This is a genomic window from Terriglobia bacterium (assembly GCA_020073205.1).
GTDB lineage: Bacteria > Acidobacteriota > Polarisedimenticolia > Polarisedimenticolales > JAIQFR01 > JAIQFR01.
Window position 1 is genome coordinate 1 of sequence record JAIQFR010000132.1, and the last position, 10,428, is coordinate 10,428.

Annotated in this window: 14 protein-coding genes and 1 pseudogene; 6 read left to right on the forward strand and 9 right to left on the reverse strand. The window is 71.9% G+C overall.

The genetic code is table 11. The annotated features are described in order from the left end of the window. Nucleotides 1-223 precede the first annotated feature (223 nt). Both LAO51_18345 and LAO51_18350 read left to right on the forward strand, forming a co-directional pair. Complete coding sequence (locus LAO51_18345) at nucleotides 224-898, forward strand: fumarylacetoacetate hydrolase family protein (protein ID MBZ5640703.1); 675 nt, start codon at nucleotides 224-226, stop codon at nucleotides 896-898. A 28-nt stretch (nucleotides 899-926) separates the two neighbouring features. Continuing rightward, nucleotides 927-1,715: an SDR family NAD(P)-dependent oxidoreductase gene (locus LAO51_18350; protein MBZ5640704.1), complete on the forward strand. Its 789-nt coding sequence runs from the start codon at nucleotides 927-929 to the stop codon at nucleotides 1,713-1,715. Here the strand turns inward: LAO51_18350 and LAO51_18355 are convergent. Both LAO51_18355 and LAO51_18360 read right to left on the reverse strand, forming a co-directional pair. Next, nucleotides 1,702-2,247, reverse strand: coding sequence for an NUDIX hydrolase (locus LAO51_18355; GenBank protein MBZ5640705.1), 546 nt, complete (start codon nucleotides 2,245-2,247; stop codon nucleotides 1,702-1,704). The genes LAO51_18350 and LAO51_18355 overlap by 14 nt on opposite strands. A gap of 8 nt (nucleotides 2,248-2,255) precedes the next feature. Further along, nucleotides 2,256-2,456: a hypothetical protein gene (locus tag LAO51_18360; protein MBZ5640706.1), complete on the reverse strand. Its 201-nt coding sequence runs from the start codon at nucleotides 2,454-2,456 to the stop codon at nucleotides 2,256-2,258. Nucleotides 2,457-2,578: 122 nt separating this feature from the next. Between LAO51_18360 and LAO51_18365 the strand changes: the two genes are divergently transcribed. The 3 genes from LAO51_18365 to LAO51_18375 are packed head-to-tail and all read left to right on the forward strand — an operon-like array spanning nucleotide 2,579 to nucleotide 4,861. Next, nucleotides 2,579-2,899 carry a (2Fe-2S) ferredoxin domain-containing protein gene (locus LAO51_18365; protein MBZ5640707.1) on the forward strand — a complete coding sequence of 107 codons (321 nt, stop codon included), beginning with the start codon at nucleotides 2,579-2,581 and terminating at the stop codon, nucleotides 2,897-2,899. 5 nt (nucleotides 2,900-2,904) lie between these two features. Beyond that, complete coding sequence (gene ugpQ, locus LAO51_18370; GenBank protein MBZ5640708.1) at nucleotides 2,905-3,705, forward strand: glycerophosphodiester phosphodiesterase; 801 nt, start codon at nucleotides 2,905-2,907, stop codon at nucleotides 3,703-3,705. After that, on the forward strand, nucleotides 3,698-4,861 hold the full coding sequence (locus LAO51_18375; GenBank protein MBZ5640709.1) for an A/G-specific adenine glycosylase: 1,164 nt from the start codon (nucleotides 3,698-3,700) through the stop codon (nucleotides 4,859-4,861). Before ugpQ ends, LAO51_18375 begins: the two co-directional genes overlap by 8 nt. Here the strand turns inward: LAO51_18375 and LAO51_18380 are convergent. Beyond that, on the reverse strand, nucleotides 4,768-5,277 hold the full coding sequence (locus tag LAO51_18380; GenBank protein MBZ5640710.1) for a hypothetical protein: 510 nt from the start codon (nucleotides 5,275-5,277) through the stop codon (nucleotides 4,768-4,770). The genes LAO51_18375 and LAO51_18380 overlap by 94 nt on opposite strands. A 147-nt stretch (nucleotides 5,278-5,424) precedes the next feature. Here LAO51_18380 and LAO51_18385 point away from each other — a divergent pair, with 147 nt between their 5' ends. After that, nucleotides 5,425-6,063: an alpha/beta hydrolase gene (locus LAO51_18385; protein ID MBZ5640711.1), complete on the forward strand. Its 639-nt coding sequence runs from the start codon at nucleotides 5,425-5,427 to the stop codon at nucleotides 6,061-6,063. 6 nt (nucleotides 6,064-6,069) lie between these two features. On the opposite strand, the gene LAO51_18390 is transcribed toward LAO51_18385, so the two are convergent. The 6 genes and pseudogenes from LAO51_18390 to LAO51_18415 form a co-directional block, all read right to left on the reverse strand. Continuing rightward, nucleotides 6,070-7,251 carry a M24 family metallopeptidase gene (locus LAO51_18390; GenBank protein MBZ5640712.1) on the reverse strand — a complete coding sequence of 394 codons (1,182 nt, stop codon included), beginning with the start codon at nucleotides 7,249-7,251 and terminating at the stop codon, nucleotides 6,070-6,072. A 51-nt stretch (nucleotides 7,252-7,302) separates the two neighbouring features. Further along, complete coding sequence (locus LAO51_18395) at nucleotides 7,303-7,758, reverse strand: Rrf2 family transcriptional regulator (protein MBZ5640713.1); 456 nt, start codon at nucleotides 7,756-7,758, stop codon at nucleotides 7,303-7,305. 92 nt (nucleotides 7,759-7,850) lie between these two features. Then, nucleotides 7,851-8,828 (reverse strand): tRNA dihydrouridine synthase DusB, encoded by a 978-nt coding sequence (dusB, locus tag LAO51_18400; GenBank protein MBZ5640714.1) that lies wholly within the window; start codon nucleotides 8,826-8,828, stop codon nucleotides 7,851-7,853. Between the two features lie 36 nt (nucleotides 8,829-8,864). Then, complete coding sequence (locus tag LAO51_18405; GenBank protein ID MBZ5640715.1) at nucleotides 8,865-9,647, reverse strand: enoyl-CoA hydratase/isomerase family protein; 783 nt, start codon at nucleotides 9,645-9,647, stop codon at nucleotides 8,865-8,867. A gap of 77 nt (nucleotides 9,648-9,724) precedes the next feature. Next, nucleotides 9,725-10,018: pseudogene (locus LAO51_18410) on the reverse strand (hypothetical protein). Between the two features lie 20 nt (nucleotides 10,019-10,038). Further along, nucleotides 10,039-10,245, reverse strand: a complete 207-nt coding sequence (locus LAO51_18415) for a hypothetical protein (GenBank protein MBZ5640716.1) — start codon at nucleotides 10,243-10,245, stop codon at nucleotides 10,039-10,041. Nucleotides 10,246-10,428 lie beyond the last annotated feature (183 nt).

The window sequence follows — 10,428 nt, forward strand, 5'->3', positions numbered from 1 at the left end:
GTCCTTCCACCTCTGGCCCTATCTGCCGGAGATGGACCGGCCCGCCTCCGAGCCGTTCGTGATCGCGCGCGGGACCGGCGAGCGGATCAGGGTCGGCAAGATCCTCGCGGTCGGGCGGAAGGGCCGACGCGTCGCGTTCGCCGGGGGGGACGTCTACGACGCCGGGGAGCGCCACGTCGCGACCGCCCAGGGGTCCTTCCACCTCTGGCCCTATCTGCCGGAGATGGACCGGCCCGCCTCCGAGCCGTTCGTGATCGCGCGCGGGACCGGCGAGCGGATCAGGGTCGGCAAGATCCTCGCGGTCGGGCGGAACTACGCGGATCACGTGAAGGAGATGGGGTGGCGCGACGCCGCGCCGCCGGTGCTGTTCCTGAAGCCCCCGAGCGCGATCGTCCACGACGGCGGCGTCGTCCGCATCCCGGCGGACGTGGGCGAGGTCCACCACGAGGTCGAACTCGTGGTGGTGATCGGCGTCGCCGGACGGGCGATCGCGGAGTCGGAGGCGCTGGGCCACGTCCTCGGCTACGCGATCGGTCTCGACATGACCCTCCGCGACGTCCAGGCCGCCGCGAAGGCCAAGGGGGAGCCCTGGGCGATCTCCAAGGGGTTCGACACCGCGGCACCGGTGTCCTTGGTCGCGCCGCTCGCGGAGGTCGGGGACGGTTCGGGGCTCAGGCTCACCCTCGACGTGAACGGCGCGAGGCGACAGGAAGCGGACACCGCCGCGATGGTGCGCGGCGTGCCCCAGCTGGTCGCGTTCGCCTCCCGTCTCATGACCCTGGAGCGCGGCGACCTGATCTTCACCGGGACCCCCGCGGGGGTGGGCCCGGTGCGCGCCGGCGACCTCCTCGAGGCCCGTCTCGACAAGGTCGGCGCCCTCTCGGTTCGCGTCGAGTAGCGGCTCGAAGCCGCGGGACGACCGCCGAATGACGGGAGCTTTCGAAGGGAAGACGGTCCTCGTCACCGGAGCCTCCGCGGGGATCGGCCTGGCGGCCGCTCGGACGTTCGCGAGGGAAGGGGCGCGCGTCCTCGCGGTCGCGCGGTCGAAAGAGCGGCTCGACGCGCTGGCGGCCGAGGCGGGTCTCGAGGGGAGCATCGTGCCGCTCCCCGCCGACGTGGCGGACCCCGCGGCGATGGTCGCGCTCGGCGAAGCGGTCCTGCGGGATCACGGCCCGCCGGACGTCGTGGTGGCGAACGCCGGGATCGGCCTCGACTCGCTCTTCTGGGAAACGCCGGACGACGAGCTGCGGCGGGTGCTCGAGGTCAACGTCCTCGGCGTCGCCCGCACGATTCGCCCCTTCCTGCCGGGGATGATCGCCCGGGGAAGCGGCCGGGTCCTGATCGTCTCGTCGGTGCTGGGAAAGCGGGGCATCCCGCACTACTCCGCCTATTCCGCGAGCAAGTTCGCGCTGCACGGGATGGCGGACGCCCTGAGGCCCGAGCTCGCGGGGACCGGCGTCTCCGTGGGCCTCGTGTGCCCCTCGTCCACCGAGAGCGAGTTCTCGTCACGAATGAAGCGCGTCGGCCCGACCCAGAAACGGACGCGCGTCGCGTATCACTCCGCCAAGTCGGTCGCCCGCGCGATCCTGCGCATGGCCAGGTCGCGGCGCCGGGAGATGGTGCTCTCCCCCGAGGGAAAGCTCATGGTCCTCCTGAACGCCGCCGCTCCCGGCCTCCTCGACCGGATCCTGGGCCGGGTACTCACGCGCCGCTGAGGTCCCCCCGCAGCGAGAGCAGGTGGAACGCGACGACCACCAGCGCGTGGGTGATCGATCCGTCGCGGATCAGGCCCGGGACGTCGAGAAGCGGGACCGTGGACACCTCGAGCGACTCGTCCTCGTCGGGTTGCTGCGGCCCGGCCGGACGGGCCCCGAGCGCCAGGAACGTGTGGCATCGGTTCGTCTGGACCGCGGGGTTCGGGTGAACCCAGCCCAGCGGGACGAGATCCCGCGCCTCGAATCCGGTCTCCTCGCGAAGCTCGCGGCGCGCCGCGGCCTCGGGAGTCTCCCCCCGGTCGCACATCCCGCCCGGGATCTCCAGCGTGAATCCCTCGATCCCGAACCGGTACTGCCGGACCATCACGACGCGCCGCTCCTCGGTGAGCGGGATCACGTTGATCCAGTCCGGCGCATCGACGACCCAGAAATCCCGCGCCGGGCCCTCGGGCGGCTCGAACCGGACGCGGTCGAGGTCGAATACCGCGCACCGCGTGAGCCGCTCCGACCCGAGCCGGCGCCAGGGTTTCACCGCCGGGGCTACTCCGCCTTTTCCTTCTTCCCGGCCTTGGCGATGCGCGCAGCGTCGGACGCGAGGCGGCGGCGCTTCCGCTGAACCCGGCGGACCCTCTTCTTGAGCGCCCTCAAGTCGGGTCCGGTCATCGAGCCGCCTTTGTCCGCGACCTTCTTCTTGAGGGCGGCGGTCCGGGTCTTGAGCTGTTCCACGTTCTTGAGGGGCATCTCAGCGTCTCCCCGCTCCCCCGGGACCGCGCCCGGGCGGATCGCTTTCGAGCGACGCATGCTACCACAACCCCTTCCCGCGCTCCGTCCGGCCGGGCCGGCACAGACGCTATAATCGCGTCATGCCCCCTTACGAGCGCCACGTGTTCGTCTGCGAGAACGAGCGCCCCGCCGCCGACCCGAAGGGATGCTGTGCGGCGAAGGGAGGAAGGGAGATCCGGGCCCTGATGAAACAGGCGGTGGCGAAGGCCGGCTTGAGGGACCGGGTCCGCGTCAACGCCGCGGGCTGCCTCGGCCAGTGCGCTCACGGGGTGACCGTCGTGGTCTACCCCGAGGCGGTCTGGTACGGGCACGTCCTTGTTGACGACGTGGACCGGATCGTCGAGGAGCACCTCGCCGGCGGCCGGCCGGTCGAGGATCTGCGGCTTCCCCACATGCGGTAAGCGGCATGAAGGCCGGCGGCGGAAGGCGTCCCTCGGTCGTCGGGCACCGCGGCGCCTCGGCGCGGGCTCCCGAGAACACCGCGGCGAGCCTCAGGGCCGGGATCGCCGCCGGCGCCGACGCGATCGAGATCGACGTCCGCCTGTCCGCCGACGGTCGCGTCGTGGTTCTCCACGACGCGACGCTCGACCGCACCACCGATGGGCAGGGCCCGCTCGTCGGGTGGTCCTGGGAGGATCTCACGCGCCTCGATGCCGGCGCCTGGTACTCCCCCGCCTTCGCCGGAGAGTCGCTGCTCGACCTCGACGCCGCCCTCGCCGTCGTGCGGGGTCGCGCTCACGCAATCGTCGAGATCAAGGCGCTGCGAGAGCGCTCCGCCAGCCCCCCCGAGGAGGCCGAGCTGAGGCTCCTCGACGGCGTCCTCGCCGCGCTGTACCGGAGCGGCTGCCTCGACGCCGCCACCGTGTCCTCGATGCGGTGGCCTCTCCTTTCGGCCGCGGCGGAGCGGGCCCCGGACCTCGCTCTCGCGGTGACCGTCTCCCTCCGGCATCGCGGCGATCCCTTCGCCGCCGCCCTCCGCGCCGGCGCCCGCGCCCTCCACCCCGACCGGCGGCTGTGCTCCCCGGAGTTCGCGGCGCGGGCGCATTCCGCAGGGCTCGAGGTGATCGCGTACGTCGTCAATCGAGCCCGGGAGCTCGACCCGCTGATCGCGGCCGGGGCGGACGGGATCTTCTCGGACGATCCGGAGACGATGTGCCGGCTGATCGACCGGCGCGAGGCGGCTTCGTCCCGGAGCGAGGATGGATAGGCGCCGGGTCTCCCTTCGCGCGGCTCGGAGCGCGCTGCTCCGCTGGTACCGCGCGAACCGGCGGGATCTACCGTGGCGGCGGACCCGCGACCCGTACGCGATCTGGGTCTCGGAAGCCATGCTCCAGCAGACGCAGGTCTCGACCGTGGTTCCGTACTACGGGAGGTTCCTCGCGGCGTTCCCGGGCGTCGCGGAGCTCGCGGACGCGCCGGAGGAAGCGATCCTCGCCGCGTGGAGCGGGCTCGGTTACTACCGGCGAGCGCTGGCGCTCAAGGCGGGCGCTCAGGCGGTGGTCGCCCGCCACGGCGGGCGCGTGCCGTCCGACCCCGCCGACCTCCTGGCGCTTCCCGGGATCGGGCCGTACACCGCGGGGGCGATCGCGAGCATCGCGTTCGGTCGACCCGAGCCGGCGCTCGACGGCAACGTCCGGCGGGTTCTCTCGCGCCTCCTCGCGCGCCGCGGGAGGGGCGCGACCGACGAGCGCGAGCTGCTCCGCACGGCACGAGAGCTCGTCCGGGGACGCGATCCCGGCGACCTGAACCAATCCCTGATGGAGCTGGGCGCGCTGGTGTGCACGCCCCGCGCCCCCGGCTGCGGCGCCTGTCCCGTGAATCGGAGCTGCCGCGGCCGCGCCTCGGGCCATCCGGAGCGGTATCCCGCCCCGCGGCGCGTGCCTCGAGCCGTGCCGGTTCGAGTGGCGGTCGCTCTGGTCCGGCGTCGCGGCAAGATCCTCCTCGCGCGGAGGGACGGCGTGACCCCGTTCCGCGGGGAGTGGGACCTTCCCGCCGCCGAGGTCCAGGACGGCGCGGATCCCGCCGGGCTGCTTCGCACGCTCCTCGGGCGGCTCGGGATCGCCGCGCGGATCGGGGACGAGATGGCGAGAGCGCGCCACACGATCCTGAACCGGGCGCTCCGCATCGAGGTGTTCGCCGGCCGCGTCCATGGCGGTGCCGCTCCCGTCGCCGGCGAATCCCGTTGGGTGCGGCCGGAGGATCTCGGAGCGGTGGCGATCTCCGGGGCCACGCGCAAGATCCTCGAGGCCGCCGCCCCGGCGCCTGACTCTCAGAACCGCTCCCACGGGGGGACCCAGCCGCGGTCCCGCCCGTCCCGCCGCAGTGCGGCCGGCTCGGGGTCGAGCGGCCGGTCGAAGCGGTAGGACCTCCCCTCCATCATCGGCAGGGCTCCGAAGGCGAGGTCGAGTCCCGCCCAGTACGCCAGGAACGCGGTCACCACGACGCCGACCGGTCCGCGCTCGCCGAGCGCCGTCAGGACGACGAGCCCCGCGGCGGTCATCGCCGCGGGCGGATAGAGCAGGAAGCGCAGGAAGCGCGCGTGCGTCCGCCCCGGGACCGTCGACGCCGCGTCCCTCCCGAACCGGCCGATGGTGAACCCGAGGCAGAGGCCCGCGAGCAGCACGACGTACTCCAGCCAACGGAGCCTCTCGTCCACGAGACCTCCCAGGCTCCTCCACGGGGCCGCGACGGCGTAGAGCACGAGGATCCAGAGGAGAAGCCAGAGCGCTCCGGCGAGCCTGCGCTTGAAGTGTCGGGGGAACGTCGCGGTGGTCTTCACGGCGGACCTCGCGGGAGGCGCTCCGGGAACGCCTCCAAGATCGAGCCCATTCGAGGCCGAATCCAGTCCGAGGGTTGCGACGCCGGAACCGGGGGCGTCCGATAGACTGTCGGCTCGGCCGGTCCGTCCCGGCTGAGGGAGGCGTCCGTGGCGGAGGCTCGGAAGCTGTGGATCGAAGGTCCCGCGGGACGCCTCGAGTGCGCGCTCCGGGTAGCCTGCCCCGCGCGCGCCGCCGCCGTGCTCGCCCACCCGCACCCTCTCCACGGCGGAACGCTCCACAACCCGGTGATCTTCCACGCGGACCGCGAGCTCGCCCGGGCGGGGTGGACCACGCTGCGATTCAATTTCCGCGGGGTCGGCACGAGCGAGGGCACCCACGACGACGGGCGAGGCGAGGTCGACGACCTGGCGGCCGCGGCATCCTGGCTGCGCGGCGTCGCGATCGCTCTCCCGCTGGCGGTCGTCGGCTACTCCTTCGGCTCGTGGTGCGCGATCCGGCATGCCGCATCGGACCGAGGGGTGGCCGCCGTGGTGGCCATAGGGCTTCCGGTGCGCGCCTACGGGATCCGGGAGATCCCGCGGACCGGCCGCCCTCTCGCCGTGGTGCAGGGTAGCGACGACGAGTTCGGCGGACCGGAGGAGGTCCGCGCGCTGCTCGGGCGAGCCGACCCGCCCGGCGAGCTGACCGTCGTTCCGGGCGCGTCGCACCTCTTTCCCGGCCGCGCGGCCGAAGTGGCCGCGGCGGTCCTCGAGGCCGCGGAGCGCGGCCTGGCCCGCGGGCGCTGAATCGCGCTATCCCAGCAGGATCAGGTCCCTCTGCATCGGGCCGGCCACGTCGACCTTACCGGCGGGGGTGACGAACACGTCGATCTCGCTCCTCACCGCCATCTTCCCGGCGAGGTAGATCCCGGGCTCGATGGAGAAGCAGGTCCCCGGCACGAGCAGCCGCTCGTCGCGCGTCTCGAGGTTGTCGATGTTCACCCCGTTGCCGTGCACCGAGACGCCGATGCTGTGCCCCGTCCGGTGGAGGAACTCCTTGCCGTAGCCGGCGGCATTCACCACGTGCCGGCAGGCGTCGTCCACCTCCCATCCGTGGACCGGCGTCCCCGCGGCGAACCGGCCGCGGACGAACTCGAGGGCGGCATCGCGGGCGTCGCGCACCACGCGGAAGATCTCGACGTACTTCGCCGGCGGCTCCTTCCCGGCGAAGCCGCACCAGGTGATGTCGTAGTAGATGCCCACCGGCTCCTTGCGCCGCGCCCACACGTCCACGAGGATCGTGTCGCCCGGCTTCAGCGTGTGGGCGTTCGCGCGCGTCGGCTCGAAGTGGGGGTCGGCGGGGTGGTCGTTGAACCCGATGATCGGGCTGTCGCCGTCACAGGTGAGCCCCTCCTCCTCGAAGCGGGTCACGACGTGCTCCTTGACGTTGAACTCGGTCAGCTGCCTGCCCCGGCGGAGGGCGTCGGCCATCAGCTCGAACGCCTCGTCCTTGATCCTCTGGACCTTCACCCCCGCCTCGACGTGGCTCTTGTACCCCGCCTCGTCGATCACCGCCTCGAACTCCTGGACGAGGTCGGCGGAGGACGCGATCTCGTGGCCGAACGAGCGGATGAGCTCCACCGTCCCCGCGTCCACCACCGCGACGTAAGGGATGGCGTTGAGCGGCGAGTACTGCATCGCGATCCGCTTCGGCGCGCCGAGAGCGGCCTTGAGCTTCTCGTGCAACTCGGTCCACGCCAGGAAGAACTCCTGCCTCCCGGGAAGCGGATCGAGCTTCCGCGGCTCGACCCTGTGGGAGAGCTTCGCCGGCTCCCCCTCGGCGGGGACGAAGTAGTACCAGCGGCGCGACGTGATCCCCGAGGTATCGAGTCCGAGGATCTTGTAGGCCATCAGGTCGCGGTGGTGGAAGTCGCAGAAGAGCCAGCCGTCGAGGCGGGCGCGGCGCAACGCTTGCTGGATCGGGGCGAGGTCCATCCGGGTCTCCTTCCGAAAAGAAGAAACCCTACACTCCGCCGCGAGCGGGTGTCAAACTTCTTGGGGGCCGCGCGGCCCGGCGCGCCTCCTGAATCGTTCGTTTCTCTCCACGACGTCCATGAGGGTGGTGCGGTCCAGGATCTCGGCCGCGGCGTTCCTCACGTCCATCAGGATCTCGTAGAAGCCGGCGTGGCGCGGGCTGCGGTGCATCAGCTCGCGCAGCTCCGCCGCGCTCCCCATCGGGGCCAAGGGGCCGTCGAGGAGCCGGATGACCTCGGCGAGGGCGATCTCCTCGGGCGGCCTCGCGAGCGCGTACCCCCCCTCGATCCCCCGCCGGCTCCGGACCATCCCCGCGGCCTTCATCTGGAGGAGGATCCCCTCGAGGAACTTCCAGGGAATCGCCTCGAGGCGGGCGATCTCGCGAATCTGCACGACTCCCTCGCCGTGCCGCTCCGCGAGGTGGCACAGCGCGCGGACGCCGTATTCGCCTTTCTTCGAGACCTTCACTTCCGTGCTCGCTTTCCCGAGTTACCCCATCGGCGAGACAGGATATACGCCAACTCCTCGGGACACGGCAAGCCCGCGCGGCCGTCCGGACGTCAAGCGGCGGCGCCGACCTCGGCGAAGAACGCTTCCACCGCGTCGAGGAAAGCGCCCGAGGACTGGAGGGAGCTGATGCGCGTCCTCAGGTCGCGTCCGCGGGCGAGGCCGTGGGTGTACCAGCCGGTGAACGTGCGGAGCTTGTGGAGCGCGAGCTTCGGCTCCTCCTGCGCGGTGACGAGACGGAAGTGCCGGAGGATGAGGTCCTTACGGTCCTCGACGGTCGGCTCCGCCGGAGCGCGCCCAGCCAGGAGATCCGCGGTCTGCAGGAAGATCCAGGGGTTCTTCATGGAGGCCCGGCCGATCATCACACCGTCGCACCCGGTCTCGCGGAGCATCCGCGCCGCGTCGGCCGCCGTTGCCACGTCGCCGTTGCCGATCACCGGGATCGCGAGCGCCTCCTTGAGGCGCGCGATCCGGCTCCAGTCGGAGGTCCCGCTGAACATCTGCTTCGCGGTCCTCGGATGGAGGGCCACCGCCTGCGCCCCCTCCGCCTCGCAGATGCGCCCCAGCTCGAGGAAGTTGAGCCGGTCCTCCCTCAGCCCCGCCCGGAACTTCACCGTGAGCGGGATGAGGATCGCGCGGCGGACCTCCGCGACGATCCGCCTCGCGAGATCGAGATCGCCCATGAGGCTGCACCCCGCGCACCCCTTCAGGACCTTGTTCGCCGGGCACCCCATGTTCACGTCGCACGCGTCGGCGCCGATGGCCTCGACGAACCGCGCCGCCTCGGCCATCCGGTGGGGATCGGAGCCGTAGATCTGGATCGCGATCGGTCGCTCCTCCTCCGCGAACCTCATCAGGGCACGCGTGCGATCGTTCCCCCGCGTCAGCCCCTCCGAGGAGATGAACTCCATCGTGACCAGGCCGACGCCGCCGATCCGCCGCAGGACGAGGCGGAACTGCCGGTCCGTGATCCCCGCCATCGGCGCGAGGACCAGGGGCGGATCGATCCCGAGTGACCCGAGACGCACCATGGAGAGGATTGTATCAGCCGGAGGCCGCTCGGGCGCTCAGCGCCCCTGGTACCGCGGGGGGCGCCTCTCCGCGAAGGCCCGGAGCGCTTCGATCCGGTCCTCCGTCGCGATCACCGCCTGGTAGCACTCCCACTCGTGGGCCAGCGCCTCCGCCATCGGGAGGTCGAAGCCGCCGTCGATCGCCTTCTTCGCCTGGCGCACGGCCACGGGCCCGTTCGCCGCGATGGCCTCCGCGAGGCGCCGGGCCTCGGCGTCGAGCCGCTCCGCCGCGACGACCTTGTCGGCCACCCCGTCCGCTAGCGCTTCCGCGGCGGAGAACGCCTTCGCGGTGAAGATCCAACGCTTCGCCCGGGCGGGGCCGGCGATCCGCGCGAGACGCTGCGTCCCGCCGGCGCCCGGGAGGATCGCGAGCGCCGTCTCGCGGAGTCCCATGGTGGCGTCCTCCGCGACGAGGCGAAGATCGCACGCGAGCGCGAGCTCGCAACCCCCGCCGACCGCCGCGCCGCGGATCGCGGCGATCGACGGGAACCTGAGCGACGCGACCGCGGAGAACGCGCTCCCCAGCAGGGTTACGAACGAGCGCACCTCGTCCGTGCTCATCGTCCGGCGCTCCTTGAGGTCGGCGCCGGCGCAGAAGTGCCGCTGGGACGATCGGACGATCAGGCAGCGCGCCTCCTCGTCCTTCCCGAGCGTCTCCGTCGCCCGCGCGAGGTCCTCGACCATCTCGAACCCCAGCGCGTTGACGGGAGGACGGTCCAGCGTGAGGACGCGGATGCCGTCCTCGGTCTTCTCGGTCCGCACCCAACGCAGATCGATCATCGGCCACCCCGCTCTCGGGAAAGCTCCCCTCCGGGCGCCAGGGCGCCGCGCGCGCCGACGTGAGGAGGTTCGTAATCGTCGGGGACCTCGACCACCATGCGGAGGAGCGCCATGCCGTGGGTCTTCCCCTGCGCGTCGTTCCTGAGGCTGGAGGAACCGCTTCCGCCCAGCGAGTCGCGCAGCAGGAAGTTCAGGCCGAGGAGGTTCGGCAGCTCGTGCCTCTCGACCTCCCCGCGGACGATCCCGCGGAAATGCGCCTTGACGCGCTCCGGCGTCAGGAACGCGCGGAGGATCTCGTACCCCCGGCGATCGTACGCCAGGACACCGACGTTCGATCCGTCCCCCTTGTCCCCGGAGCGGGCATGGGCCATGGCGTGCAGGGGGATGGACTTCACGCGACCTCCTCCACGGTCACCCGGGCGCTCACCCGGTCCTTGGGGATCAGCGCGGGCCAGGTCCCCAGGACCTCGGTCGCCTTCGGGCGGCCACCCGCGAAGCCGGTGACCCCCGGGGGACCGGAGGTCACGAGGGGCGCGACTTCCTTGCCGAACCGCTCGACCTTCTCTCGGCTGCCGTCCTTGACCGCGACGCGCAGCACGACCTCGTTGACCCACGGCGTGCCTGGTGCCGCAGACGCTCCTGTTCGTGCCGATGGCCGATCTCATCGGCCGGATGAAGCTGGGCAATACGCTCAGCGCGGTGATGCTGACCTATCCGACGCTGCTCGTGCCCTTCATCGCGTGGCTCTTGATGGGCTACTTCAAGACGGTGCCGAAGGAGC